This window comes from Acidovorax soli (assembly GCF_014207955.1).
In the GTDB taxonomy this organism is placed as follows: domain Bacteria; phylum Pseudomonadota; class Gammaproteobacteria; order Burkholderiales; family Burkholderiaceae_C; genus Acidovorax; species Acidovorax soli_A.
Genome location: NZ_JACHLK010000004.1, coordinates 400,672 through 423,811 on the forward strand (window position 1 = coordinate 400,672; position 23,140 = coordinate 423,811).

Genomic DNA, 23,140 nt, shown 5'->3' on the forward strand with positions numbered 1-23,140 from the left:
GCCAGCGCTGGGCCCCACCCCCTCACTTAGACAACAACCGCATCGTCTCTTCCAACCCCTTGAGCGACAGCGGGTACATCCGGTTCCCCACCAGCTGCTGGATGATGCTGATGCTCTGGCGGTACTGCCACACGCCCTGGGGCTCGGGGTTGATCCAGGCGAACTTGGGGAAGGCGTGGGTCAGGCGCTGGATCCATTCGGCGCCGGGTTCTTCGTTGTTGTATTCCACGCTGCCGCCGGGCTGCAAAATCTCGTACGGGCTCATGGTGGCGTCGCCCACGAAGATGAGTTTGTAGTCCTTGTTGTACTTGCGGATGATGTCCCAGGTGGGGAACTTCTCGGCAAAGCGGCGGCGGTTGTTCTTCCACATGTAGTCGTACACGCAGTTGTGGAAGTAATAGAACTCCAGGTGCTTGAACTCGCCCTTCACGGCGCTGAACAGTTCTTCCACGCGCTGCACGTGCTCGTCCATGGTGCCGCCCACGTCCATGAGCAGCAGCACCTTCACGTTGTTGTGGCGCTCGGGCACCATCTTGATGTCGAGGTAGCCGGCATTGGCGGCCGTGCTGCGTATGGTGTCGGGCAGGTCCAGTTCCAGGTCGTTGCCTTCGCGCGCAAACTTGCGCAGGCGGCGCAGCGCGACCTTGATGTTGCGCGTGCCCAGCTCCTGCTGGTCGTCGTAGTCTTTGTAGGCGCGCTGCTCCCACACCTTGACGGCGCTCTTGTTCTTGCCGGCGCCGCCAATGCGCACGCCCTGGGGGTTGTAGCCGCCGTGGCCAAAGGGGCTGGTGCCGCCCGTGCCGATCCACTTGTTACCGCCCTCGTGGCGCTCTTTCTGCTCTTCGAGGCGCTTTTTGAGCGTCTCCATCAGCTCGTCCCAGCCCATCTTTTCGATGGCGGCCTTTTGCTCGGGGGTGAGCTCGTTTTCGAGGATCTTGCGCAGCCAGTCGGCGGGCACTTCCTTGGTGAAGTCGGCCAGCATTTCCACGCCCTTGAAGTAGGCGCCAAAGGCCCGGTCGAACTTGTCGTAATGCTTCTCGTCCTTGACCAGGGTCAGGCGCGAAAGGTTGTAAAAATCGTCCAGGCTCCAGGCGTCGTCCGACCGGGGGCCCACCACGCCGGCGTCCAGCGCTTCGAGCAGGGTCAGGTATTCCTTGACCGACACGGGCAGCTTGGCCGCGCGCAGGGTGTAGAAGAAGTCGATGAGCATGGTGGGGTGCCTCCTCGGTCAGGCAGGGTCAGGCGGTCAGGTCGTCTCGCGGCGTGCGCGCAGGTACAACAGCTGGGCGCGGGCCTCGGCCCATTCGCCGGCGCGCATGCTGTACATCACGGTGTCGCGGATGGTGCCGTCGCGGCGCAGGGCGTGGCCGCGGATCACGCCGTCCTTGTGCGCGCCCAGGCGCTCGATGGCGCGCTGCGATGCAAAGTTGTAGTTGTCGGTGCGCCAGCCCACCACGTTGCAGCCCAGGGTGTCGAAGGCGTGGCCCAGCAGCAGCAATTTGCAGGTGGTGTTCACATGGCTGCGCTGCACGCTCTGGCGGTACCAGGTGTAGCCGATCTCCACGCGCTTCACGGCGGGCAGGATGTCGTGGTAGCTGCTGGTGCCCAGCACGGTGCCCGTGGCCTCATCGATCACGGCAAAGGCAAAACGGTCACGCGTGGCCAGCGCCGTTTCGATGTAGGCGCGCGTGGTCTGGGGCTCGGGCACCGAGGTCACGCGCAGGGTCCACAGTTCACCATCGGCTGCGGCGGCCTTCAGGCCCTCTTCATGGCCCAGGGCCAGGGGTTCCAGGCGCAGGCCGTGGTCGCGCAGGGTGACGGCTTGCACGAAGGGGGAGGGCTGGGGGCTGCTGCTGCTCATGGCGGTTATTTCTTCTTCTTGGCGGGCGGTTGCTGCTGTTGTGATTGCTGCGCTTGTTGTTGATCAGCCTGCAGCTTCTGGCGCCGTTGCTGTTGCCAGCGCCGCGCGGCGTGCAGGCCCAGGCCGCCGCCCAGGCCCACCAGGGCAATGCCGAGCAGGGCCTTGGTGCCGTAGCCCGGCGCAAAGATGTCGAAGCCCGCGAGCTGGCCCAGCCAGAAGCCGGCCAGCGCGCCGCCGACAAAGCCGATGGCGTCGGCCACGCCGTCGATGAGCGAGGGGGTGGTGGGCGGGGTGGGCTGGCTCATGGTGGCCCGTTCAACGGTTCCTTTGGTTCATGAAGACCAGTTTTTCAAACAGGCTCACGTCCTGCTCGTTTTTCAGCAGCGCGCCCACCAGCGGGGGCACGGCCACCTTGTTGTCGGCGCTTTGCAGGGCGCTGAGCGGAATGTCTTCGGCCACCAGCAGCTTGAGCCAGTCGAGCAGCTCGCTGGTGGAAGGCTTCTTCTTGAGGCCGGGCAGGTTGCGCACGTCGTAGAAGGTCTTCATCGCCACGCTGAGCAGGTCGCCCTTGAGCGTGGGGAAGTGCACGCCAATGATCTGGCGCATGGTCTCGGCTTCAGGGAACTTGATGAAGTGGAAGAAGCAGCGGCGCAAGAAGGCGTCGGGCAGCTCTTTCTCGTTGTTGGAGGTGATGAACACCAGCGGCCGGTGCTTGGCGCGGATGAGTTCGCGCGTTTCGTAGCAGTAGAACTCCATGCGGTCGATTTCGCGCAGCAGGTCGTTCGGGAATTCGATGTCGGCCTTGTCGATCTCGTCGATCAGCAGGGCCACGGGGCGGTCGGCCGTGAAGGCCTGCCACAGCACGCCCTGCACGATGTAGTTGCGGATGTCCTTCACGCGCTCGGCGCTGTCGCCATCGTTCAACTGGCTGTCGCGCAGGCGGCTCACCGCGTCGTACTCGTACAGGCCCTGCTGGGCCTTGGTGGTGGACTTGATGTGCCACTGCAGCAGCGGCATGTCCAGCGCCTTGGCCACCTCTTCGGCCAGCATGGTCTTGCCGGTGCCCGGCTCGCCCTTGATGAGCAGCGGGCGCTGCAGGGTGATGGCGGCATTCACGGCCAGCATCAGGTCTTGGGTGGCAACGTAATTCTGGGAACCTTGGAATTTCATGGCAGGGAAAACACCGGATCGTTGATGAATGGGCTTGACAGGCGCTGGCTATAATCAGCCGGTTAAGCAGAGCCGTAGAGTTGAACTTCCACGAGATTGTGCGCGCAAAATGAACAAGACGTTGACCACGATATTTGCCCTGGCTGTCGCTTCCGTGACGGCTCTGTCCCACGCCCAGGAGACCAAGGGCGATGTGAAGGCGGGAGAAAAGAAGATTGCCATGTGCATCGGCTGCCATGGCATCCCCGGCTACCAGGCCAGCTTTCCTGAAATCCACAAGGTGCCCATGATCTCGGGCCAGAGCGGCGCCTATATCGCTTCCGCACTCGACGCTTACCGCAAGGGCGACCGCAAGCACCCCACCATGCGCGGCATTGCCGACTCGCTGACCGACCAGGACATCGCCGACGTGGCCGCCTACTACGCCCAGCACGGCAAGGCCGGCGCCGCCGAGCTGCCCGCCAAGCCCAAGCGCGAACCCAGCGTGCAAGTGGCCGAATTACTCAAGAAGGGTGCCTGCGTTTCGTGCCATGGCGACAACTTCGCCAAGCCCATCGACCCATCCTACCCCCACATCGCGGGCCAGCACGCGGACTACCTGTTCGTGGCGCTCAAGTCGTACAAGGCCGAGAAGAACGCCAATGTGGGCCGCAGCAACGCCATCATGGCCGGCGTGGCCAAGCAGTTCACCAACGCCGAACTCAAGGCCCTGGCCAACTACCTGGGCAGCCTGGAAGGTGACATGCACACGGTGCCGCAATCGCGCTTCCGCTGAGAGCGGCTAACAAAACTCTTCTGGCGTTGTTGCTGCGTCTTGTCGTACTACTCGTACTGCCTGCGACCCAGCGCCTAGCCAGAACCGCTTCGCTGAGTTTTGTTATCCGCTCTGAGTAAATCTCGGATCTCAGAAATGCAAAAAGCCCGCAGTTGCGGGCTTTTTGCATGGGGGGCCATTTCAGCAGGAGCCTTACACCGAGGCCCTTTTGAAGGGGGTTCGATGCAGCAAGCGTCACCCGCTCCAGGTGGCGCGCCTATCTGTCTATTCACGCCCGCGAAAATCCCGCCATTGCACGCGGGTGAACCAGGCGCACACAGCGCCGAGCACAGCGTAAAAGGCCAACAGGCCCCAATCCACCGCGGGGAACTTCCAGGCGTAGCTGATCACGGCCGACACGCTGATGGCACACAGCAAGCCGCTGAGCAGTGCCAGCACCAAGGCCAGGAGCCGCTGCACGCCGGACTTGGCGTTCTCCAGGGTGCGCTGGGTTTGCTGCCATGCGTCGGCCGCATCTTGCAGCGGGCTGGCTGCGGCCTGCGCGGCCAGCGCCTGCGCCACGTTGCCTTGCTTCACCAGGGCGGCAAAGTCGCCCTGCCGGGGGCGCGCCGCGCGTTTGCGCCACCACAGGCCCCCAAAAACCAGGGCAATGATCGCGACGATGAGGCCGGCGTACAGCAACTGGTCTTGCCAGGGGACCGTGGATGCATGGAACAGGTAGTGGAGCATGGGGGGCGCAGGTCCCGCAACGGGGTCTCCAAAAAATGGCAGCCGGCGATGGTGCCGTGTCTGCCGTGCCTCAGCTCATCAATCGCGCGTGGCGCGGCGCTGCACGGCGGCGATGTAGGCGTTGCCATCGGGCGGGCGGCCCGAGCGCTGGCTCTCCCACAGCATCTGGCCCAGGCACTCCATGGTGGCGTGGTGGGCATCGTGCAGCGAATCCAGGCGCTTGGCCAGCAGCTCCACCGCCTGGCGAATGCCGCGCGGCTGGTCGATGCTGCACTGCTCGCTGATCGACAGGTGCATGGACAGGTGCAGAAACGGGTTGGTGCGGTCGGGCGTCTCGTCGTAGTTGCGGGCCACGGCGGCCTCGGCGTCGGACAGATCGGCGTGGTACTCGGGGTGCTCGGCGATCCACAGGCTGGCCAGGGTCTCGATGGCCTCCATGGGTGCACCGGCCTGTGACTTGGCGTGCACCCCGCAGAGAAAGCGGCGCACGTCGGCTTGGGACGGGTTGAACATGATGGCCCGCAGGGTAGCACGCAGCGCGTGCCGGGGTGGGGCGCGGGGGTATGGGGCGGTGCTCGCCCGAGGGGCCGCCAGCCAAGGGGCTGGGGTCGTCTACCTACCGCGCCTTGAATCTACCGGGTTCGCACCAGAAACGGGTTTTCACGCCCGGCTGGCCCTCGAACAGGTCGGCCGCGGCGTTGCAGTTGGTCTGGTTGTAGGTTTTGCCGTCTGCCGCGTCGAAGGTGGCGACATGCATGCGCAGCGCGCCATTGACGGCGCTGTTGCGGTACAGGGTGAACACCACGGCGTTGTCATCCGTGGCGGCAGTGGTGGTGGTTGCCGTGATGGCCGCGCAGCACGCAAAAAAGAGTACCGCGAGGCCCGGCGAGCGGGGGCCTGGAAGGGACGTCATCGGCCCAATCTAGCAGCCTGGCGCGGCAAGTGGTAGCGCCAAATTACCAGCGCCCGGCGCGCGGTTTTTGGGGCCAGGCGGTGCCCCGCGTGCAGGCCGGCTGGCGAATTTGCTGCACAGGGCGGTGCGCATCCGTCCTACGAGGCCCGCCCGGGCCCGAACCTACATTGGAGCCGCGGGGACACACACAGTTGGTCACCGCGCGCTACATCCCAAGACAAACCACCAAGGAAACTGCCATGAACAACAACGCAATGCGCATCATCGGGGCCCTGCTGCTGGTGGCCGGCCTGGCTGGCTTCTTCACCGGCGGCTTCAGCTTCACCAAGGAGACCACCCAGGCCAAGCTCGGCCCGCTGGAGCTCAAGGTGCAGGAGAAAGAGGCCGTCAACGTGCCCCAGTGGCTGAGCGTGGGCGCCATGGCGCTGGGTGCGGTGGTGCTGGTGCTGGGGTTCAAGCGCAATTGAGGCAACTGGGGCGATGCAGGCCCCGGCCCTCACGGCCGCGGCCCAATCGTAAAACTCCCCACCGTCACCACATCCCCCCGGCCCGTGAGGCGCAGCACCACGTCCTGGTCCTTCTGCGCGGGCGTGCCGAAGCCGGTGGAGAGGCGCAGCATCAGCGTGGTGGCCGGGGTCACCAACTGCTGGTTGTGGCCGAAGAAGCGGGCGCGCACGGTGTAGGTGCCGGGCTTGGCGTGCTTGAGTGAAAACTCCTCAGGGCCATAGCCGCCCGTGAAGTCGGCCGACATGCGCCCGCCCTGGGTGGTGAGGCGGTGGCCGTAGTAGGCCTGCTGGCCGTTCGGGTCTTCCACGTAGAGGTCGATGTCGGTGTTGTCCGCGTCCCACGAGAGCACGGCGCGCAGGTCCAGCGGCAGGTTGCGCAGCAGGCGCGGGTCCATGGCGGCGGTGTTCACGGGCTGGCCCGCGGCCTGGGCCTGGGCCTGGGCGGCGATGGCGTTGAGTTCGGCCAGCGCGATCAGCTCCACGCCGGGAAAGCGCCCATCCCAGGGCTTGGCAACCACCTGCCACAGCTGGTCCACTGCCGCCTGGTGTTGGCCAGCCTTGGCGAGGGCCAGGCCCAGGTCGCGCCACGATTGGGGCTCGTCGGGCGCCAGCGCGAGCACGCTGCGCAGCACGGGCAGGGCCACGGCGGTGTCGCCCGCCTGCAGCAGGCGGTAGGCCAGGATGCGCAGCACATGGCGGTTCTCCAGCTCCATCTCGGCCAGGTTGGAGAGCACGCGCCGCGCCAGGGCGCTGTGGCCGCGCTCGTACAGCAGGTCGGCCACATCGAGGAAGAAGGCCGTGCTGTGGGTGTGCGAGGGGCGCTCGTCAAGGTAGATGGCCTCCATATCCTCCACCGAGCCGGCAGCGCGCAGGCGGCGCAGGTAGGGCGCATCGGGCTGCCAGGCGCGCAGCTGGATGGAGGCAGAGGGCGGGGCAGCAGGGCCACCGGGCGCAGCGGTGGCCATGCGCAATGCAGGTTGTCCGCTGGCGACCGGCGCCGACTGGGCCATGGGGGCGGGCGCCGACTGGGCCATGGGGGCTGCAGCGGGGGGCGGCAGTGCAGCCGACTGGGCCGTGGGCGCCGCTGCGGCCCTCACGCCCTCGCCCGCGGCCTCCTTGGGCTTGGCGGGTAGGTCGCCCTTGGGGAAGTCTTGCTCCCACCAGGCGATCTTGTCGCCGAACTGGCGCGCAATGCGGTCCAGTTGCTCGGCACTGCGGGCCGCCTCGCGGCTGGCGCTGTCGGTGCGCAACTGGGCCCAGCGGGCGCGCAGCGCGGGCGGGGGCTCGATGCCGTGGCGTGCATAGTCCTGCACGGTGTCGAGCACGATGAGCGAGGTCTCGCGGCTGGCAATGCGAAAGGCCTGCCCCAGGCGGCGCACGGCGGCGCGCTGGCGCTCGCCTTCGGCTTCGAGCCGCGCCATGCGCAGCGCGGCCCAGCGGTGGGCGGCCACGCCGGTGGCCAGGTTGGCCGGTGCGTCGTCGGCAGCGGGCGCCTGGATGCGCAGGCTGCGCGTTTCGCTTTTGCCTCCGGGCAGGGGCCACTGCAGCGTGACCACCGCCTCGGGCCCGGTAAAGCGCCCGGCCAGCGCAATGCGGCCCTGCTCGGGCAGGGTGGAGGCCAGCTCCACGTCGTCGGCGCCTTCGGCGGCCGTCACCTGCACGCGCGGCGCCTGCCGGGCCAGGGCGTCGAGGGCCTGGGTGGTGGACACGGCCAGCAGATCCAGGTAGTTACCGCCGCTGGCCTCGGCCATGCGGCGCAGCGCGGCCGCGTTGCTGCCGGCACTGGCGCTCAGGGCATAGGTGGGCACGGGCTGCGCGGGCAGGGCGGTGGCATCATTGCCCGCGCCCCAGTTGCCCAGTCCGTCGCTGAAGACCAGCGCCATCTGTACGCCCTCGGGTGCGCGCAGTGCGGCGGCCTGGGTGGCGCCGTCGTAGGCCATGGCCTTGAGCCGGTCGCGCAGGGCCGACCAGTTGCCGCCCTGCACGCTGTAGCGTTCGATGGGCCCGGCCACGTCGCGCACGGGCTGCAGCAGCACCTCCACCGTGCCCAGGCGGCGCAGCCAGGCGTCGAGCAGCGCGAGCTCGCGTGTGTGGTCGCGCGCCGCGCCCGAGCCCGAGGCATCCCACACCAGGCCCACGCGCTCGGGCCGTGCGCGCTCGGCACTGCGTGCGGCCACGGGCAGCTCGGCATAGAAGTAACTGGCGCCGTCGAAGCGCTGCGTGGCCACCAGGGGCCGGGCCGCCTGGGGGGCGGTGGGCAGCTGCACGCGCAGCTCGTCGCCGCGGCTGTGGCGCGCGCTTGCCAGGGTGATGCGCGCGTCGGCCCCCTCGGCGTGGGCCGGCAGGCGCAGCGTGCCCAACTGGGCCTTGATGCCGCCCGGCGCCACGCCGGCCACGCGCACCGATACATCGAGCCGCGCGGCCGGTGCCTGCAGGCCCATTGGCAGGCGCCACACGGGCGCGGCGGCGTTGGGCAGCACCTCGGCGAGCTCCAGCACCACGCGCCGGCTGCCGTTGGCAGGCAGCGGGTACACGCGCAGGCGGTGGTGGTTGCCGCCCACCGATTCGAGCAGGGCTGGGTCCACGCGGGCGCGCGTCACGTCCTCGAAGACCTGGCGGCCCTTGGCTTTTTCGACCGGCACCGCCGGGCGCAGCTCGCCCTCGATGTCGAGCGCAAAGCCGGTCACGCTCTGCCCCTCGGCCAGGGGGAACTGCAGCTGCGCTTCGAGCACGCGTGCATTGGGGTTGAACAGCTCCAGCTCGATGCGCGTGGCCGCCGTGCGCCCGACGATGGTGGCCTGCACGTCCATTCGGCGCAGCTCGATGGGGGTGCGGGCCTCGGGTGCCTGCCAGGCGAGGAAGCGTGGGGGCTGCACGGGACTCTGGGGCTGTACGTGCACCTGGGGCGGGGGCGCTGTGCGCTGGGCCTGCGTGGGGGCTGCAAGCGGCAGCAGCACCAGTGCGCACAGGCCGCCCAGCAGGCGGCGTTGCCAGGTGCGGTACGGCCGCAGGGGGGCCGGCGCGAAGGTCATCGTCATGGTCACTCGCTCGGGGTGGAACAGACCCCGCACGATACGCGCGAAGCCCGCCCCGGCGTGCCGTGGCGTGTGCACCCTTTTGGGGGATGGCCCTAGCGCGGCGCACCCATCATGCGCGAGATGGTGCGCGCCGCCTTGAGCAGCGCGGGCAGCATGGTTTCCTGCATCACCTCGGCACTCGTGCGGTTGGCCTGGCCGCTGATGTTGAGCGCGGCCACGGTCTGGCCGGTGCGGTTGGTGAGCGGTGCGGCGATGGAGATCAGGCCCTCTTCCAGCTCCTGGTTCACCAGGCACCAGCCCTGCTGGCGCGCCTGGCGGATGCGCGCGAGCAGGGTGGGCACGTCGGTGGCGGTGTGCTCGGTCCAGCGCTGCAGGGTGTGGGCTTCGAGGCGCTGCTGCAGTTCCTCGTCGGGCAGGGCGGCCAGCAGCACGCGGCCCATGGACGTCCAGCACGCGGGCAGGCGCGAGCCCACGCCCAGGTTGGTGCGCATGATCTTGTGCGTGGGCACGCGCAGCACGTAGACGATATCCAGGCCGTCGAGCACGGCGGCCGAGGACGACTCGCGCACCTCCTCCACCAGGTCTTCCATCACCGGCTCGGCCAGGTTCCAGATGGGCAGCGACGACAGGTAGGCAAACCCGAGGTCCAGGATGCGCGGCGTAAGGCGGAACTGCCGGCCATCGGTCTCCACATAACCCAGCGTCTGCAGCGTGAGCAGGATGCGGCGCGCCCCGGCACGCGTGAGGCCGGTCTGCGCGGCCACCTCGCTCAGGGTCTGCTGCGGCGCGCTGGCGCTGAACGAGCGGATCACCTCCAGCCCGCGCGCAAAGGATTGCACGTAGCTGTCGCTGGGTTTGGGGTCTTTGGCGGGCGCGGTTTGGTCGTTCATGGTCGGCATGACTATAATTCTTTTGGCGAACATTTGTTCTATATTCGAACAAATGCGGGCGCATTTTCCAGGCGAAGTTGCGGGCGCGAGACAACGAACGCGCAGCTTGCCTCCATTCTCAGGAAAGCAGATCGATGATCAACAAGATTGCGGACTCGGTGGCCCAGGCGCTGGCCGGGGTGAAGGATGGCGCCACGGTGCTGATCGGTGGCTTCGGCACGGCCGGCATTCCCGGCGAGCTGATCGACGGGCTCATCGCCCAGGGCGCCAAAGACCTCACGGTGGTCAACAACAACGCCGGCAATGCCGACCACGGCCTGGCCGCGCTGCTCAAGGCGGGCCGGGTGCGCAAGATCATCTGCAGCTTTCCGCGCCAGGTGGACAGCTACGTGTTTGACGAGCTCTACCGCAGCGGCAAGCTGGAGCTGGAGCTGGTGCCCCAGGGCAACCTGGCCGAGCGCCTGCGCGCCGCGGGGGCCGGCATCGGTGCCTTCTTCTGCCCCACGGCCTACGGCACCGAGCTGGCGGCGGGCAAGGAGACGCGCGAGATCAACGGCAAGCACTACGTGCTCGAATACCCCATCCACGGCGACGTGGCCCTCATCAAGGCCGAAAAGGGCGACCGCTGGGGCAACCTCACCTACCGCATGTCGGCGCGCAACTTCGGCCCCGTGATGGCCACCGCCGCCAAGACCACCATCGCCACGGTGCATGAGATCGCCGAACTCGGCACGCTGGACCCCGAGGCCATCGTCACGCCGGGCATCCATGTGACCCATGTGGTGCGCATCGACCGGGTGGCCACCCAGGCCGGCGGCATCAAGAAATCGGCTTAACGAGCAGCGGACCGAGTGCACACCACCATGACCACTTCCACCAGCTACCAAAAACGCAGCAAAGACGACCTGGCCCGCCGCGTGGCGCAGGACATCCACGACGGCGCCTACGTGAACCTGGGCATCGGCCAGCCCACGCTGGTTGCCAACCACATCCCCGCAGGGCGCGAAGTTATTCTGCAAAGCGAGAATGGCATCCTGGGCATGGGCCCGGCGCCCGCCGCGGGCAGCGAGGACTATGACCTCATCAACGCCGGCAAGCAGCCCGTGACCTTGCTGCCCGGTGGTGCCTATTTTCACCACGCCGACAGCTTTGCCATGATGCGCGGCGGCCACCTCGACATCTGCGTGCTGGGCGCCTTCCAGGTGTCTGCCACGGGCGACCTGGCCAACTGGAGCACGGGCGAGCCCGGCGCCATTCCCGCCGTGGGCGGCGCCATGGACCTGGCCATCGGCGCCAAGCAGACCTGGGTGATGATGGACCTCTTGACCAAGCAGGGCGCGAGCAAGGTCGTCGCTGCCTGCACCTACCCGCTCACCGGTGTCGCCTGCGTGAAGCGCATCTACACCGACCTGTGCACACTGGCATGTACGCCAGCGGGCGTGCAGGTCATCGACATGGTGGACGGGCTCACGCATGCAGAGCTGGAACGCCTCGTCGGCCTGCCGCTCCTTGCCGCTGCCTGACCGCTTTTTCCCATCACCGCTTTCACAACCATCCTCAGGAGACAAGACCATGAGCCAACAAGCCTTTATCTGCGACGCCATCCGCACCCCCTTCGGGCGCTACGGCGGCGCGCTGTCCAGCGTGCGCACCGATGACCTGGGCGCCATCCCCCTCAAGGCGCTGATGGAGCGCAATGCCAAGGTGGACTGGGCGGCAGTGACCGACGTGCTCTACGGCTGCGCCAACCAGGCCGGCGAAGACAACCGCAACGTGGCCCACATGTCCAGCCTGCTGGCGGGCCTGCCCATCGACGTGCCGGGCGCCACCATCAACCGCCTGTGCGGTTCGGGGCTGGACGCCGTGGGCTCGGCCGCGCGCGCCATCAAGGCCGGCGAGGCGGGCCTCATGATCGCGGGCGGCGTGGAGAGCATGAGCCGCGCGCCCTTCGTCATGCCCAAGGCCGAGTCGGCCTTCAGCCGCAGCAACGCGGTGTACGACACCACCATCGGCTGGCGCTTCATCAACAAGCTGATGAAGGACAAGTACGGCGTGGATTCGATGCCCGAAACGGCCGAGAACGTGGCCGTGGAGTTCGGCATCGAGCGCGAGGCGCAGGACCGCATGGCCCTGGCCAGCCAGCTCAACGCCGTGGCCGCGCAAAAGGCCGGCCACCTGGCGCGCGAGATCACGCCCGTGACCATCCCCCAGAAAAAGGGCGATGCCATCGTGGTCGACAAGGACGAGCACCCGCGCGAGACCAGCCTGGAAGCGCTGGCCAAGCTCAAGGGCGTGGTGCGCCCTGACGGCAGCGTGACGGCCGGCAACGCCAGCGGCGTGAACGACGGCGCTTGCGCCCTGCTGCTGGCCGACGAAGCCAGCGCCGGCAAGTACGGCCTGACCCCGCGCGCCCGCGTGGTGGGCATGGCCACGGCCGGCGTGGCGCCGCGCATCATGGGCTTTGGCCCCACGCCCGCCACGCTCAAGGTGCTGGCCCAAACCGGCCTGACCATCGGCCAGATGGACGTGATCGAGCTCAACGAAGCCTTTGCCGCGCAAGGCCTGGCCGTGCTGCGCGCCCTGGGCCTCAAGGACGACGACGCCCGCGTGAACGCCTGGGGCGGCGCCATTGCCCTGGGCCACCCGCTGGGTGCCAGCGGCGCGCGCCTGGCCACCACGGCCGTGAACCGCCTGCACGCCACCGGCGGCCGCTACGCGCTGTGCACCATGTGCATCGGCGTGGGCCAGGGCATCGCCGTCATTCTCGAGCGCGTCTGACGCCAGGAGCCCAGGCCGTGCCCACGTCTACCACCACCATGTTGCAGACCCCCGCCGGGGCCTTTCGCGTCGCCATCGACGGCCCCGAGGGCGCGCCTGTGCTGGTGCTCTCCAACTCCCTGGGCACCACCCTGGAGATGTGGGACGCGCAGGCCGCGCGCCTGTCCACCCGCCACCGCGTGGTGCGCTACGACACGCGCGGCCATGGTGGCAGCGTGGTGCCGCCGGGCCCGTACACATTCGAGCAACTCGGTGGTGACGTGATCGCGCTGCTCGATGCGCTGCAGGTCGAGCGCGCGAGCTTCTGCGGCATCTCCATGGGTGGCTTCACCGGCCTGTGGCTGGGCGTGCACGCCGGCCACCGCCTGAGCCACCTGGTGGTGGCCAACAGCGCCGCCAGGATCGGCACCGAAGACGGCTGGCGCACGCGCGCCGCCATGGTGCGCGAGAAGGGCGCCGCCGCCATGGCCGAGCTGGCCGCATCGTCGCCCAGCCGCTGGTTCACCGAGGGCTTCACCGCCGCGCAGCCGGAGCTGGTGCGCCGCGCCCAGGGCTGGATCGCCGGCATTGCCCCCGAGGGCTATGCCGCCTGCTGCGACGCGTTGGCCCAGGCCGACCTGCGTGCCGACATCGCACGCATCACCGTGCCCACCTTGTTGATTGCCGGCGTGGCCGACCCCGTGACCACGGTGGCCGATGCGCGTGCCATGCACGCCGCCATCCCCGGTGCGCAGCTGGTGCAGCTGCCGGCATCGCACCTGTCCAACCTGGAATCCCCGGCCGAATTCGACGCCGCGCTCGCCGCCTTCGTGGCCTGAACGAGACCGAACGCAACCGCCCCTGCCACCGCGCCGAAGGGCGTGTGTGGCGCCCGCTGGCTGGGCGCAAGCCCGGCCACCCCCGAGTTTTTTGATGAAGGAAGCACCCCCATGACCACCCCCGCAAGCAGCCAGCAGCGCCCGCGCGTCCTCATCACCGGCGGCGGCGCCGGCATTGGCGCGGCCACGGCCGAGCGCTGCCGCGCCGACGGCTACGAGCCCGTGGTCATCGACCGCGTGGTGGACCATGTGCCCGGCGGCATACAGGCCGACCTGTCGAACACCGCCGACACCGCGCGCGCGCTGCAGCAGGCCCTGGCCGGCGGCCCCATCACGCGGCTGGTGAACAACGTGGGCGTGGTGGTGCCGGCCGATGCCGAGCAGCAGACGCTGGAAGAGTTCGACCTGGCCGTGGCGCTGAACCTGCGCTGCAGCCTGCAGTGCATGCAGGCCCTGCTGCCGGGCATGAAGGCAGCGGGCTTTGGCCGCATCGTCAACATGTCTTCGCGCGCCGCGCTGGGCAAGGAGCTGCGCACCGCGTATTCGGCCACCAAGGCCGGCCTGATCGGCATGACGCGCGTGTGGGCGCTGGAGCTGGGGCGCCACGGCGTCACGGCCAACGCCATCGGGCCCGGCCCCATCCGCACCGAGCTGTTCGACCGCGCCAACCCGCCCGACGCACCGCGCACGCGCGCCATCATCGAATCGGTGCCCGTCAAGCGCGTGGGAACGCCCGACGACGTGGCGCATGCCGTGTCCTACCTGCTCGACGAGCGCAGCGGCTTTGTCACCGGGCAAGTCCTCTACGTCTGCGGCGGCATGACGGTCGGCGTGGCCGGCGTTTGACGCCCCTTTTTCTTTTCCGTTTTACGCAACCGCTGTTCAAGGAGACTTTGATGAACACCACCACCCGCTTCCCCTCGTCCCGCCGTGCCGTGCTGGCCGCCATCGCCACCGCCGCCATTGGTGCTGCCATCCCTGCCGGCGCTTTCGCGCAGGCCGCCTACCCCAACAAGCCCGTGACCATCGTCGTGCCGTTTGCGGCCGGCGGCACCACCGACATCCTGGCGCGCATCATCGCGCAGGCCCTCACGGTGGAGATGGGCCAATCGGTCATCGTGGACAACCGCGCGGGCGCGGGCGGCAACATCGGCGGCGCACTGGCCGCCAAGGCCCCGGCCGACGGCTACACCCTGTTCATGGGCACGGTGGGCACGCACGCCATCAACGCCGCGCTGTACAAGAAGATGCCCTTCGACCCGGTGAAGGACTTCGCGCCGCTCACGCGCGTGGCCAATGTGCCCAACCTGCTGGTGGCCAACCCCGCCCAGCCCTACAAGAGCGTGAAGGAGCTGATTGCCTACGCCAAGGCCCACCCCGGCAAGGTGAACTTCGGCTCCTCGGGCAACGGCAGCTCCATCCACCTGTCGGGCGAGCTGTTCAAGTCGCTGGCCAAGGTGGACATGGTGCACGTGCCCTACAAGGGCAGCGCCCCCGCCGTGACCGACCTGCTGGGCAACCAGATCGGCATCATGTTCGACAACATGCCCTCGGCCATCCAGCATGTGCGCTCGGGCAAGCTCGTGCCCATCGCCGTGACCACCGCCAAGCGCTCGCCCGAGCTGCCCAACGTGCCCACCATCGCCGAAGCCGGCGTGCCCGGCTATGAGGCGACCTCGTGGTTCGGCATGTTCGCCCCCACCGGCACGCCCGCGCCGGTGCTGGCCAAGCTCAACGGTGCCCTGGTCAAGGTGCTGGGCCAGGCCGACGTGAAGAAGAAGATCAACGAGCAGGGCGCCGAAACCTACAGCGAAACGCCCGAGCAGTTCGCTGCCTTCATCAAGACCGAGAGCGTGAAGTGGGGCAAGGTGGTGCACGAGTCTGGCGCAAGTCTTGACTAACCCCCTGAGTCGCTTCGCGCCTTCCCCCTGAAGGGGGACGCCCCCAGCGCGGCGGGGCGGCCCTTGCGCGGGGGCGCTGGCCTACGCCGCGCCGGTTTCCACGGCCGTGGGGGCCGCACCCCTGTTGCGCGGGGCGTTCAGCGTTGGCGCAAGGCCCACCAGGTCAGCAGCCCCAGCGCCAGCCCCCAGCACGCCGAGCCCAGGCCCAGCAGGCTGGCGTTCGATGCCGTGACCACGAAGGTGACGAGCGCGGCCTCGCGCTCGCTGGGCTCGGCCAGGGCGCCGGCCAGGCCGTTCTGGATGGCGCCCAGCAGCGCCAGCCCGGCCACGGTGCTCACCAGCGCGGCGGGCAGCTGCGCAAACGCAAACGTGATGGCCCCGGCAAAGCTGCCCAGCAGCAGGTAGAACACGCCGCAGGCCACGCCCGCCACCCAGCGCCGTTCGGGCAGGGGGTGGGCTTCTTCCCCGGTGCAGATGGCGGCCGTGATGGCCGCGAGGTTGGTGCCGTGCGCGCCGAACGGCGCCAGCAACAGGCTGGCCAGCCCGGTGCCGGCGATCAGCGCATTGTTGTTGTGGCGGGTGTAGCCCGATGCGCGCAGCACCGCCACGCCCGGCACCTGCTGCCCGGTCAGGCACAGCAGCGCCAGCGGCAGGGCCGTGCCCAGCGCGGCGTTCCATGAGAACTCGGGCGTGGTCCACACCGGCCAGGCAAAGCCCCAGCCGGCCAGCCCGGCGGCGGTGGCAGCGGCCGGCGTGGCCGCCTGCCCCCAGCCCAGGCCCTGCCACAGCGCCACACCCAGCAGCAGGGTGAGCGCAATCGCATAGCGCGCCGAGCGCTGCTTGAACAGCAGGTAGCCCGCGAACATGGCGCCCACCAGCCAGGGCGCGCCCGGCACGGTGCTGCGCGCGGCGCCAAAGGCGTCCATGCCAAAGCGCAGCAAAATGCCCGCCAGCATGGCCGCGCACAGGCTGCGCGGTATGCGCGCCATCAGCCGGTCGAAGACGCCGGTCGTGCCGATGAGCAGCAGCGCCGCCGCGGCCAGCAGGTAGGCGCCGATGACCTGGCTGTAGGGCAGGGCCACCAGGGTGCTGGCCAGCAGCGCCGCGCCCGGCGTGTTCCAGGCGCAGATGACGGGCACGCGCTGGCGCCAGCTCATCCACACCCCGCAGACCCCGGCGCCGATGGAAATGGCCCACACCCACGAGGTGAGTTGCGCCGCAGGCATGTGGCCGGCCTGCGCGGCCTGCAGCACCAGCAGCAACGGGCCGGCGTAGGAGATGAGCACGGCCACCAGGCCGGCCAGCACGGCGGGGAACAGGTCGCGCGCGGTGGCCAGCAGGCTGGCGCTGGCGGGGAGCGTGGGGGCAAAAGAGCTGTGGGGTGTCGTCATGCAGCCCATGGTGCCCGCGCGCCGCGCGCCGGCGCGCACAGAGCGCGCTGGGTTTATGCTGTACAGATGGCGAAGAACTCATCTGTACTGCAGCACAGTTACCTGCAGCTGGCGCAGCAGTTGCGCCGCGACATCGCGCGGCGCCGCTACGCGCCGGGCGAGCGCCTTCCCTCGGTGCGCGCGCTGGCCGCGGCGCAGGGCGTGAGCGTGGACACCGTGGTGCGCTGCTACCGCCACCTCGAAGCCCTGGGCGTGGTGCAGGCGCGCCACAAGTCGGGCATGTACGTGGCCGAGCTGGAGCCCGCGGGTCGTGCACCCGCGGTGGCCACCGCGGCCGCCGTCGCAAAGGCCGACAACAGGCCTGCGCCGCCGCCCCCGGTGGAGCTGGACCGCCTGGTCTCGCTGGAGCACCGCATGACCCAGCTGTACGCGCTGACCACGCAGCAGCCCCTGCAGTGGGGCTTGCACCTGGCCAACGCCGCGCCCGCCTGGTACCCCACGGCGGCGCTGGCGCGCATTGCCCAGCGCCTGCTGCGCAGCCAGCCCGAGATGCTGGGCACCTACCCCACGGGCAGCGGCCTGCCCGCGCTGCGCAGCCAGCTGGCCGCGTGGATGGCGGGCTACGGCCTGGACCTGCAGCCCCAGGAACTGATGGTGACCCACGGCAGCACCGAGGCGCTCAACGTCGCGCTGCGCGCCGTGGCCCGGCCGGGCGACGCGGTGGTGGTCGAGTCGCCCGTGTACTTCGGCCTCTTGCAGATGCTGGGCAACCTGGGCCTGCGTGCCATCGAGCTGCCCTGCACGCCCAGCGAGGGCATGGGGCTCGAAGCACTGGAGTACGTGCTGGAGCACGAAAGCGGCGTGCGCGCCGTGGTCGTCATGCCCAACTTCCAGAACCCGCTGGGCCACACCATGCCCGAGCGCAATAAGCGCCGCCTGCTGCGCCTGGTGGAGCAGCACGACCTGGCGCTGATCGAGGACGACGTGTTCGGCGACCTCTCGCACACGCCGCACCGGCCCCAGCCCGTGAAGGCCTGGGACCGGCATGGCCGCGTGATCTACTGCGGCAGCAGCAGCAAGAGCCTGGCGCCCGCCTTCCGCCTGGGCTGGGCCGCGGGCGGGCGCTGGCATGCGCGCATGGAATCGCTCAAGCTCAGCACCTCGCTGGCCGCCCCCTGGCTGGAGCAGGCCGTGCTGGCCGAGTTCTTGCGCACCGGCGGCCTGCAGCCCCACCTGCGCAAGCTGCGCGAGCGCCTGGCCCAGACCACGCCGCGCGCGGCCGAGGCCGTGCAGCGCCACTTTCCGGCCGGCACGCGCGTGCACAGCCCCGCCGGCGGCTGGTGGCTGTGGCTGGAACTGCCCCAGGCCGTGGACGCCCTGGCCCTGCTGCGCCTGGCCGTGGGCCAGGGCATCGCCTTCACGCCCGGCGTGCTGTTTTCCACCACCGCCAAGTACGCCCACTACCTGCGCCTGAACATCGCCCGCCCCTGGACTCGCGAGCTGGAGCAGGCCGTGCGCGTGCTGGGGCAGCTGGCGGGTGGCTTGCAACATGCGGCGGGCGCCGCCAGCATCAGCCGTTGACCCGGTACACCCGCCCCGTCTGCCCGCCTTCCACGCTGCGCTGGTAGGCCAGGGCCACGCGCACGGCGGGCACGGACTCGAAACCCGGGAAGAAGGGGCCGTAGGCGCCCATCGATTCGGTCAGCACGGTGGGGCTCACGGCGTTGATGCGAATGCCGCGCGCCAGCTCGATGGCGGCGGCGGCCACGAAACCTTCGATGGCGGCATTCACCGCCGTGGCGTTTGCGCCGTTGCGGATGGGTTCGATGCCCACGATGCCGCTGGTCAGCGTGATCGAGCCGCCGTCGTTCAGCACATGCTGGCCCAGCAGCGCCAGCCGCACCTGGCCGAGCAGCTTGTCTTGCAAGCCCAGGTTGAACTGCTCGGCCGTCATCTCGGCCAGCGGGCCGAAGTGCAGGTTGCCGGCGGTGCTGACGATGGCGTCCACCTTGCCCACGGCTTTCAGCAAGGCTTCCACCGAACCGGGCTGCGCGAAGTCCACGCGCTGCGCACCGCTGCTGCGGCCCGCGGTGATGACCTCGTGGCGTGCTGCCAGGTTGGCGAGGACGGCCTGGCCGATGGTGCCGCTGGCGCCGATGAGAAGAATCTTGCTGGACATGGCTTGTTCCTTGGAAAGTAGTGCTCTGAAAGCGTTGAAGAGGAAGAAAGAAGCCTCGATTGTTTTGTGAATCAATCAGCGCATAAAGTACAGTGAAGTTCTTCTTGAACTAACCTAGGGTTTGCAATCGCCATGGACAAGCTGCGCAACATGGAGGTCATGGTGGCCGTGGTCGAGGCCGGCAGCTTTGCCGCCGCCGCGCGCCAGCTCGATCTCTCGGCCGTGATGGTGGGCAAGCACATCCGCCAGCTCGAAGAGCACCTGGGTGCGCGCCTGTTCCAGCGCAGCACGCGCCAGAACAGCCTGACCGAGGTGGGCGCCGCCTTCCACGAGGACTGCCGGCGCGTGCTCGAACAGGTGCGCTGGGCCGAGTCGGCTGTGGAGCGCCAGCGTGCCGTGCCCCAGGGCCTGCTGCGTGTGAGCGCGCCCTTCACGCTGGGCAACGAGGTGGTCGCGCCGCTGGTGGCCGACTTTCTGCTGGCGCACTCGCAGGTGCGCGTGGAGCTGCTGCTGACCGACAGCGTGGTGGACCTGGCGGGCGAGGGCTTCGACGCGGCCGTGCGCATCGGCGCCATTGCCGACGAGGGCCTGGTGGCCCGGCCGCTCAAGCCCTACCGCATGGTGATCGCGGCCACACCCGGCTACCTGGCGCGCCATGGCCGGCCCGAGCGCCTGGCCGACCTGGCGCGGCACCAGTGCCTGAGCCACTCGGTCTGGCAGCGGCGCGTGGAGTGGACGCTGCGCGACGGCGCCGACGCCGTGCAGTGGCCCGACATCGCCCGCTTCACCTGCAACCAGGGCGACGGCCTGCGCCAGGCCGCGCTGCGCGGCCTGGGCCTCATCATGCAGCCCGAGGTGCTGCTGGCCGAAGAGATCCGCGAGGGCCGGCTGGTGCCGGTGCTCACGCACTGCGTGCCGGCGCCGCGCCCGGTGCACATCGTCTACGCGCCCGACCGGCGGCAGTTGCCCAAGCTGGCGCGGTTCATTGAGTTTGTGGTGAGGGCGCTGGGGGTGGAGGGCAGGGCGGTGTGACGGGTTGGGGCGGGCATGCGCGTGTTATGGTTCGCGTCCTTTTGAATGCACTCAGTGAGGGTAGGTTATGACTGTTGTTTCGAACCATTCGCGCCACTATCCAACAACCACGATCCCGGTGGGCTCGGCCCGTTAGCAGTCGGCCGGCCGGGATTCAAAGGAACCGCATTGAAATCCCTGACCGATCATTTCCTGAACGAATGCAGAGCGAGCCTGCAACGCGAACAAGCGCAGTCGCTCGCTGCCACCCAGAACTGGAGCCATGTAGACAAGACCCAGGTCCATTCCGATTGGGATGCGCTGTACAAGCAGCTGGCCCCCTTGGTCGGCACCCTGGCGCCCGAGGACGAGGAGGTCCAGCAGTGGATGGCCCGGCATTTCTCCATCGTGTCGCGCTTTTACGTCCCGACGAAGCAGGCGTATATCGGGCTTGGCATCTTCTACCGAGAAAATCCCGACATGCGCGCGTTTCACAATGGCTACCATCCCGCGATGGCCGATTTTCTGGAACTGGCCATCCGGTGCTATGCCCTCGACCATCTGTGACCTGAGCTGAGCGCCAGCTAACAGAAGCCCCTGCGGGTAACACTGCAGGGGCTTTTTTTGATGGCTGACGGGACCACCAGTCGCCTCGGCTTTGAGCGCCTGCAGGCGCCGATGTGCAGCCGCCATTGGCGACAGACAGAGCCTACGCTTCACGTTAGATACCAGCCGAGTGCAGAGGCAATGTCGGCTGCACAGACAGCTTAGGCTTTGGGCTTCCAAACAAGCGCTTCAAAGGGTTCATCCACCCACCTTGCGAGACACCGTCCAAATTCATTGATTGACGCGGGCTCAGACAGGACGCGCAACTCCGCTCGTGCAACGAATGGGCTACTTACGTGCGAAGAAACGTGCACCAGCATTGCAGAGTGCCCAACTTGGTCCACGACTTCGGCTCGCATCAAGAGGTGATACGGGTACTCACCGGATTCATCTCCATATTCGAAGACTACAGTGTCATCAACAGAGGCGGGGAAAGCAGTGAGACTTAGTGCAAAGTTCTTTACGTGTTGCGGAGTCACATAAACCTCTGCAAACCCAGAAAAGCCTTCGCCTGAGGCCCAGACAAGCAGATTCAGAACTCCGTCTTCCTCGTACGGTTCCGATTGGATGCAGATTTGATTCATCGAGTCGAATTCTAGGAAGACTGCAGTGATGTATCTCGCAGCGAAACTCTGCAAGCGTGCACTGAGCAAACCATATCTTGCCAGCGGGCAGGGACCGGCCCTCCAATCGCATTGTCGTGCTGCGGCCAGACCTCGTGTCCAAGTTCCTCAGCCAGCCTATGACGAGCTATAGTTTGCTGAGTTGGTACCTGCAGCCTTCGGCGGGCACTCAAACGTGGGACAAGATGAATCACAACTTTCTTCGAGCGATTCTGTTGATCGCGTTGATACCGACTGCGCTCAGCGCGCAGCCAAGTTCCGTCCTCTTGTTGGGCGAAGGCCGCGACAACGTCATGCAGAACTGGGAGGTGCCTCGCGAGAAGTGGCGCGCACAGTCCAAGTGGACACCGTCGTCTGCCGGGCCACCGCCATTGTCTATTGCGAAGGCTGTAGAAGCCAGTGAGCTATGGCTGCGCAAGCGCCACCCTGATCTCAAAAAACTGCAAGTCAGTCAGATAGTTCTGCGGATGCAGTCCACGTCTGGCTCTGGTACTGAAGACGGCTGGTTTTACCGCGTTGAATTCCAGCCCATAGTCGCAGGAAAAAAGGTCTGGGGAGCTGATCTGGTGGCTGTGGTTCTGTTCGACGGAACGCTCGTCGAGCCGAGGACCGAGCCATACACAAGCCCGCGGAATTGATCAGAGACATCTATGCAAGAGCGTTTAACCCTTCGTTTCAGCGGACCGCCTTCGGGGGCCGCTGTACTCAAAAAATGTTAGACGGCAGAAACCATGACTCTGTTTGAGCGACTGCGCTACGCCCTTGGTGCCGCTGCGGTCGGAGGTGCGACGCTTTCCCTTGTCATCGCTTTGCTTTCCGCGGACGCAATCGCCGTATTGCCGCAGCGCGCGTTTGACTGGATCATGAGTCCCCTCTATGGACTCGTCGTTTACGTGGTCGCATTCATCTTCGCTCCCGTGCTGGAAGAGCGCTTCCCTATTAACCGACCACATGCAAAAAAGCCATGAAACCCGCCGTGCGTCTGCCGTCTAACAGGTCGGTCGTCGGACACTCTCCGGCGGTGTGCCACCAACGATAGGTTTCATGGGGGCGTAGTGACCAAACTCGGTTTGAGATGACATGAAGATCTATGGCTATGCCGATGCGGGGCTCCCAATAGAACAGGTCGTTCCTGAAGAATTGGCCGAAATAACGGTGTGTGCGGACCCGTCTGAGCTCCGTCAGATGGCTGCGTTTCTTGAGAGCTGCGCGATAGAAATGGAGCGCATGGGCTCAACCTACAGCCATGTGCATCTTGCCGACCGAATCAAGCAGTTCGAGTCTTCGCCGCACTTCGTCGTTGCCGGTTCCGAAAGCGATGAAACCTAACCCTTCTAGCTGGAACGCTCTTCCTCTTGGGCCAAAAATAGGTTGAGCTTGTGCCTGGCACCAACGGCTGGAGCCTCCCATTCAAAGTCGCCATGGCCGGCATAGGTGGCTTCACAGCCATACACATAGATCGTGGTCATGTCGTCTCTCTACGAGGCACTTCGGTCAGGTCCGCTTGCTGGAGTGCCGCGATGATGAGCGAAGTGCCGCGGCGGGGTTGCTGAAGCAGCCAGCCAGCAAGTGCTCCTTGAGGTCCTTGGACTCCCGGGCGAGGGCGTCGGGGCTGACCGCGAGGGCAAGGCAGGCGCATCGCTCATGGGTCGGTTGGAGGCTGGGTGGGCCGGGTGGGCCTGGCAGGAACAAAGGCAAACCGCCGCATGCAGACCACGCACAGGAACCCCACGGGCAGGTACAGCACGCCATCCAGGCAGGCCAGGCAATGCCCGGAGGCCAGCACGAAGGGCGCGGCCCAGAACAGCGGCACCAGCAGCGCATACAACGCCAGTGCACGCCAGCGGCCGGCCAGGAAGATGCCCACAGCGCAAATAGCCTGCACGGCCAGCCCCAGGGCAAGCATCACCTCGGGCGGCAGGCTGGCAAGCAGGGGCATGGGGAGAACAGA

General features: G+C 67.6%; 27 protein-coding genes and 1 pseudogene. 15 read left to right on the plus strand and 13 right to left on the minus strand.

Going from position 1 to position 23,140, the window contains the following annotated elements:
• Positions 1 to 22 precede the first annotated feature (22 nt).
• The 4 genes from HNP48_RS13505 to HNP48_RS13520 are packed head-to-tail and all read right to left on the minus strand — an operon-like array spanning position 23 to position 3,031.
• On the minus strand, positions 23 to 1,210 hold the full coding sequence (locus tag HNP48_RS13505; protein ID WP_184857641.1) for a VWA domain-containing protein: 1,188 nt from the start codon (positions 1,208 to 1,210) through the stop codon (positions 23 to 25).
• Between the two features lie 36 nt (positions 1,211 to 1,246).
• Positions 1,247 to 1,861: a GNAT family N-acetyltransferase gene (locus tag HNP48_RS13510; RefSeq protein ID WP_184857643.1), complete on the minus strand. Its 615-nt coding sequence runs from the start codon at positions 1,859 to 1,861 to the stop codon at positions 1,247 to 1,249.
• Between the two features lie 5 nt (positions 1,862 to 1,866).
• On the minus strand, positions 1,867 to 2,166 hold the full coding sequence (locus tag HNP48_RS13515; protein WP_184857645.1) for a hypothetical protein: 300 nt from the start codon (positions 2,164 to 2,166) through the stop codon (positions 1,867 to 1,869).
• A gap of 10 nt (positions 2,167 to 2,176) precedes the next feature.
• Positions 2,177 to 3,031 (minus strand): MoxR family ATPase, encoded by an 855-nt coding sequence (locus HNP48_RS13520; RefSeq protein ID WP_184857647.1) that lies wholly within the window; start codon positions 3,029 to 3,031, stop codon positions 2,177 to 2,179.
• Between the two features lie 109 nt (positions 3,032 to 3,140).
• Here HNP48_RS13520 and HNP48_RS13525 point away from each other — a divergent pair, with 109 nt between their 5' ends.
• The gene (locus tag HNP48_RS13525) at positions 3,141 to 3,806 is read left to right on the plus strand and encodes a cytochrome c (RefSeq protein WP_184857649.1); all 666 of its coding nucleotides are present in this window, start codon (positions 3,141 to 3,143) and stop codon (positions 3,804 to 3,806) included.
• Between the two features lie 264 nt (positions 3,807 to 4,070).
• Here HNP48_RS13525 and HNP48_RS13530 read toward each other — a convergent pair whose 3' ends face one another.
• The 3 genes from HNP48_RS13530 to HNP48_RS13540 form a co-directional block, all read right to left on the minus strand.
• Positions 4,071 to 4,535, minus strand: a complete 465-nt coding sequence (locus HNP48_RS13530; RefSeq protein ID WP_184857651.1) for a hypothetical protein — start codon at positions 4,533 to 4,535, stop codon at positions 4,071 to 4,073.
• 78 nt (positions 4,536 to 4,613) lie between these two features.
• The gene (locus tag HNP48_RS13535) at positions 4,614 to 5,048 is read right to left on the minus strand and encodes a DUF1841 family protein (RefSeq protein ID WP_184857653.1); all 435 of its coding nucleotides are present in this window, start codon (positions 5,046 to 5,048) and stop codon (positions 4,614 to 4,616) included.
• A gap of 103 nt (positions 5,049 to 5,151) precedes the next feature.
• Positions 5,152 to 5,448 carry a hypothetical protein gene (locus HNP48_RS13540; RefSeq protein ID WP_184857655.1) on the minus strand — a complete coding sequence of 99 codons (297 nt, stop codon included), beginning with the start codon at positions 5,446 to 5,448 and terminating at the stop codon, positions 5,152 to 5,154.
• Positions 5,449 to 5,687: 239 nt separating this feature from the next.
• On the opposite strand from HNP48_RS13540, the gene HNP48_RS13545 reads away from it, so the two are divergent.
• The gene (locus HNP48_RS13545; RefSeq protein WP_260420219.1) at positions 5,688 to 5,915 is read left to right on the plus strand and encodes a hypothetical protein; all 228 of its coding nucleotides are present in this window, start codon (positions 5,688 to 5,690) and stop codon (positions 5,913 to 5,915) included.
• 29 nt (positions 5,916 to 5,944) lie between these two features.
• Here the strand turns inward: HNP48_RS13545 and HNP48_RS13550 are convergent, their stop codons facing one another.
• Together HNP48_RS13550 and HNP48_RS13555 are read right to left on the minus strand one after the other, a co-directional pair.
• Positions 5,945 to 8,992 (minus strand): VIT domain-containing protein, encoded by a 3,048-nt coding sequence (locus HNP48_RS13550; protein ID WP_184857656.1) that lies wholly within the window; start codon positions 8,990 to 8,992, stop codon positions 5,945 to 5,947.
• 92 nt (positions 8,993 to 9,084) lie between these two features.
• On the minus strand, positions 9,085 to 9,882 hold the full coding sequence (locus HNP48_RS13555) for an IclR family transcriptional regulator (protein ID WP_184857659.1): 798 nt from the start codon (positions 9,880 to 9,882) through the stop codon (positions 9,085 to 9,087).
• A gap of 134 nt (positions 9,883 to 10,016) precedes the next feature.
• Here HNP48_RS13555 and HNP48_RS13560 point away from each other — a divergent pair, with 134 nt between their 5' ends.
• The 6 genes from HNP48_RS13560 (at position 10,017) to HNP48_RS13585 (ending at position 15,379) form a co-directional block, all read left to right on the plus strand.
• Positions 10,017 to 10,718, plus strand: a complete 702-nt coding sequence (locus tag HNP48_RS13560) for a 3-oxoacid CoA-transferase subunit A (RefSeq protein ID WP_184857661.1) — start codon at positions 10,017 to 10,019, stop codon at positions 10,716 to 10,718.
• 27 nt (positions 10,719 to 10,745) lie between these two features.
• Complete coding sequence (locus tag HNP48_RS13565) at positions 10,746 to 11,405, plus strand: 3-oxoacid CoA-transferase subunit B (protein ID WP_184857663.1); 660 nt, start codon at positions 10,746 to 10,748, stop codon at positions 11,403 to 11,405.
• Positions 11,406 to 11,454: 49 nt separating this feature from the next.
• Complete coding sequence (gene pcaF / locus HNP48_RS13570) at positions 11,455 to 12,660, plus strand: 3-oxoadipyl-CoA thiolase (RefSeq protein ID WP_184857665.1); 1,206 nt, start codon at positions 11,455 to 11,457, stop codon at positions 12,658 to 12,660.
• A gap of 38 nt (positions 12,661 to 12,698) precedes the next feature.
• A complete protein-coding gene (gene pcaD / locus HNP48_RS13575; RefSeq protein ID WP_184857667.1) occupies positions 12,699 to 13,478 on the plus strand; it encodes a 3-oxoadipate enol-lactonase in 780 nt (259 codons plus the stop codon).
• 111 nt (positions 13,479 to 13,589) lie between these two features.
• Positions 13,590 to 14,324, plus strand: coding sequence for an SDR family oxidoreductase (locus HNP48_RS13580; protein ID WP_184857669.1), 735 nt, complete (start codon positions 13,590 to 13,592; stop codon positions 14,322 to 14,324).
• A 50-nt stretch (positions 14,325 to 14,374) separates the two neighbouring features.
• The gene (locus HNP48_RS13585; protein WP_184857671.1) at positions 14,375 to 15,379 is read left to right on the plus strand and encodes a tripartite tricarboxylate transporter substrate binding protein; all 1,005 of its coding nucleotides are present in this window, start codon (positions 14,375 to 14,377) and stop codon (positions 15,377 to 15,379) included.
• A gap of 137 nt (positions 15,380 to 15,516) precedes the next feature.
• On the opposite strand, the gene HNP48_RS13590 is transcribed toward HNP48_RS13585, so the two are convergent.
• Positions 15,517 to 16,770, minus strand: a complete 1,254-nt coding sequence (locus HNP48_RS13590) for a benzoate/H(+) symporter BenE family transporter (RefSeq protein ID WP_260420220.1) — start codon at positions 16,768 to 16,770, stop codon at positions 15,517 to 15,519.
• Positions 16,771 to 16,836: 66 nt separating this feature from the next.
• Here HNP48_RS13590 and HNP48_RS13595 point away from each other — a divergent pair, with 66 nt between their 5' ends.
• Positions 16,837 to 18,351: a PLP-dependent aminotransferase family protein gene (locus HNP48_RS13595; protein ID WP_184857675.1), complete on the plus strand. Its 1,515-nt coding sequence runs from the start codon at positions 16,837 to 16,839 to the stop codon at positions 18,349 to 18,351.
• Here HNP48_RS13595 and HNP48_RS13600 read toward each other — a convergent pair.
• Positions 18,341 to 18,949, minus strand: coding sequence for a short chain dehydrogenase (locus HNP48_RS13600; protein ID WP_184857677.1), 609 nt, complete (start codon positions 18,947 to 18,949; stop codon positions 18,341 to 18,343). The genes HNP48_RS13595 and HNP48_RS13600 overlap by 11 nt on opposite strands.
• Before the next feature lie 132 nt (positions 18,950 to 19,081).
• Here HNP48_RS13600 and HNP48_RS13605 point away from each other — a divergent pair, with 132 nt between their 5' ends.
• The 6 genes and pseudogenes from HNP48_RS13605 to HNP48_RS13625 all read left to right on the plus strand — a co-directional run bounded on the left by HNP48_RS13605 (position 19,082) and on the right by HNP48_RS13625 (position 22,518).
• Positions 19,082 to 19,981 carry a LysR family transcriptional regulator gene (locus HNP48_RS13605; RefSeq protein WP_184857679.1) on the plus strand — a complete coding sequence of 300 codons (900 nt, stop codon included), beginning with the start codon at positions 19,082 to 19,084 and terminating at the stop codon, positions 19,979 to 19,981.
• 168 nt (positions 19,982 to 20,149) lie between these two features.
• Positions 20,150 to 20,527: a TipAS antibiotic-recognition domain-containing protein gene (locus tag HNP48_RS13610; RefSeq protein WP_260420221.1), complete on the plus strand. Its 378-nt coding sequence runs from the start codon at positions 20,150 to 20,152 to the stop codon at positions 20,525 to 20,527.
• Positions 20,528 to 21,308: 781 nt separating this feature from the next.
• Positions 21,309 to 21,827, plus strand: a complete 519-nt coding sequence (locus HNP48_RS13615) for a hypothetical protein (RefSeq protein ID WP_221480195.1) — start codon at positions 21,309 to 21,311, stop codon at positions 21,825 to 21,827.
• Positions 21,752 to 21,934: pseudogene (locus tag HNP48_RS35815) on the plus strand (hypothetical protein); the annotation flags it as partial. The gene HNP48_RS13615 and the pseudogene HNP48_RS35815, both read left to right, overlap by 76 nt.
• Positions 21,921 to 22,157, plus strand: coding sequence for a hypothetical protein (locus HNP48_RS13620; RefSeq protein WP_184857685.1), 237 nt, complete (start codon positions 21,921 to 21,923; stop codon positions 22,155 to 22,157). The pseudogene HNP48_RS35815 and the gene HNP48_RS13620, both read left to right, overlap by 14 nt.
• A 112-nt stretch (positions 22,158 to 22,269) precedes the next feature.
• Positions 22,270 to 22,518 carry a hypothetical protein gene (locus HNP48_RS13625; protein ID WP_184857688.1) on the plus strand — a complete coding sequence of 83 codons (249 nt, stop codon included), beginning with the start codon at positions 22,270 to 22,272 and terminating at the stop codon, positions 22,516 to 22,518.
• Between the two features lie 5 nt (positions 22,519 to 22,523).
• Here the strand turns inward: HNP48_RS13625 and HNP48_RS35375 are convergent, their stop codons facing one another.
• Positions 22,524 to 22,658 (minus strand): hypothetical protein, encoded by a 135-nt coding sequence (locus tag HNP48_RS35375; RefSeq protein ID WP_260420222.1) that lies wholly within the window; start codon positions 22,656 to 22,658, stop codon positions 22,524 to 22,526.
• A 173-nt stretch (positions 22,659 to 22,831) separates the two neighbouring features.
• On the minus strand, positions 22,832 to 23,128 hold the full coding sequence (locus HNP48_RS13630; RefSeq protein WP_184857690.1) for a hypothetical protein: 297 nt from the start codon (positions 23,126 to 23,128) through the stop codon (positions 22,832 to 22,834).
• Between the last annotated feature and the right edge of the window lie 12 nt (positions 23,129 to 23,140).

Bases quoted from the DNA above. Each gene is read 5' to 3' on its own strand.
- HNP48_RS13615 (WP_221480195.1), top strand. From the start codon at position 21,309: ATGACGAGCTATAGTTTGCTGAGTTGGTACCTGCAGCCTTCGGCGGGC.
- HNP48_RS13535 (WP_184857653.1), bottom strand. From the start codon at position 5,048: ATGTTCAACCCGTCCCAAGCCGACGTGCGCCGCTTTCTCTGCGGGGTG.
- HNP48_RS13620 (WP_184857685.1), top strand. From the start codon at position 21,921: ATGACTCTGTTTGAGCGACTGCGCTACGCCCTTGGTGCCGCTGCGGTC.
- HNP48_RS13625 (WP_184857688.1), top strand. From the start codon at position 22,270: ATGAAGATCTATGGCTATGCCGATGCGGGGCTCCCAATAGAACAGGTC.
- HNP48_RS13515 (WP_184857645.1), bottom strand. From the start codon at position 2,166: ATGAGCCAGCCCACCCCGCCCACCACCCCCTCGCTCATCGACGGCGTG.
- HNP48_RS13520 (WP_184857647.1), bottom strand. From the start codon at position 3,031: ATGAAATTCCAAGGTTCCCAGAATTACGTTGCCACCCAAGACCTGATG.
- HNP48_RS13530 (WP_184857651.1), bottom strand. From the start codon at position 4,535: ATGCTCCACTACCTGTTCCATGCATCCACGGTCCCCTGGCAAGACCAG.
- HNP48_RS13605 (WP_184857679.1), top strand. From the start codon at position 19,082: ATGGACAAGCTGCGCAACATGGAGGTCATGGTGGCCGTGGTCGAGGCC.
- pcaD (WP_184857667.1), top strand. From the start codon at position 12,699: ATGTTGCAGACCCCCGCCGGGGCCTTTCGCGTCGCCATCGACGGCCCC.
- HNP48_RS13545 (WP_260420219.1), top strand. From the start codon at position 5,688: ATGAACAACAACGCAATGCGCATCATCGGGGCCCTGCTGCTGGTGGCC.
- HNP48_RS13585 (WP_184857671.1), top strand. From the start codon at position 14,375: ATGAACACCACCACCCGCTTCCCCTCGTCCCGCCGTGCCGTGCTGGCC.
- HNP48_RS13510 (WP_184857643.1), bottom strand. From the start codon at position 1,861: ATGAGCAGCAGCAGCCCCCAGCCCTCCCCCTTCGTGCAAGCCGTCACC.
- HNP48_RS13560 (WP_184857661.1), top strand. From the start codon at position 10,017: ATGATCAACAAGATTGCGGACTCGGTGGCCCAGGCGCTGGCCGGGGTG.
- HNP48_RS13565 (WP_184857663.1), top strand. From the start codon at position 10,746: ATGACCACTTCCACCAGCTACCAAAAACGCAGCAAAGACGACCTGGCC.
- HNP48_RS13600 (WP_184857677.1), bottom strand. From the start codon at position 18,949: ATGTCCAGCAAGATTCTTCTCATCGGCGCCAGCGGCACCATCGGCCAG.
- HNP48_RS35375 (WP_260420222.1), bottom strand. From the start codon at position 22,658: ATGACCACGATCTATGTGTATGGCTGTGAAGCCACCTATGCCGGCCAT.
- HNP48_RS13580 (WP_184857669.1), top strand. From the start codon at position 13,590: ATGACCACCCCCGCAAGCAGCCAGCAGCGCCCGCGCGTCCTCATCACC.
- HNP48_RS13525 (WP_184857649.1), top strand. From the start codon at position 3,141: ATGAACAAGACGTTGACCACGATATTTGCCCTGGCTGTCGCTTCCGTG.
- HNP48_RS13595 (WP_184857675.1), top strand. From the start codon at position 16,837: ATGGCGAAGAACTCATCTGTACTGCAGCACAGTTACCTGCAGCTGGCG.
- HNP48_RS13505 (WP_184857641.1), bottom strand. From the start codon at position 1,210: ATGCTCATCGACTTCTTCTACACCCTGCGCGCGGCCAAGCTGCCCGTG.
- pcaF (WP_184857665.1), top strand. From the start codon at position 11,455: ATGAGCCAACAAGCCTTTATCTGCGACGCCATCCGCACCCCCTTCGGG.
- HNP48_RS13630 (WP_184857690.1), bottom strand. From the start codon at position 23,128: ATGCCCCTGCTTGCCAGCCTGCCGCCCGAGGTGATGCTTGCCCTGGGG.
- HNP48_RS13590 (WP_260420220.1), bottom strand. From the start codon at position 16,770: ATGACGACACCCCACAGCTCTTTTGCCCCCACGCTCCCCGCCAGCGCC.
- HNP48_RS13550 (WP_184857656.1), bottom strand. From the start codon at position 8,992: ATGACGATGACCTTCGCGCCGGCCCCCCTGCGGCCGTACCGCACCTGG.
- HNP48_RS13540 (WP_184857655.1), bottom strand. From the start codon at position 5,448: ATGACGTCCCTTCCAGGCCCCCGCTCGCCGGGCCTCGCGGTACTCTTT.
- HNP48_RS13555 (WP_184857659.1), bottom strand. From the start codon at position 9,882: ATGAACGACCAAACCGCGCCCGCCAAAGACCCCAAACCCAGCGACAGC.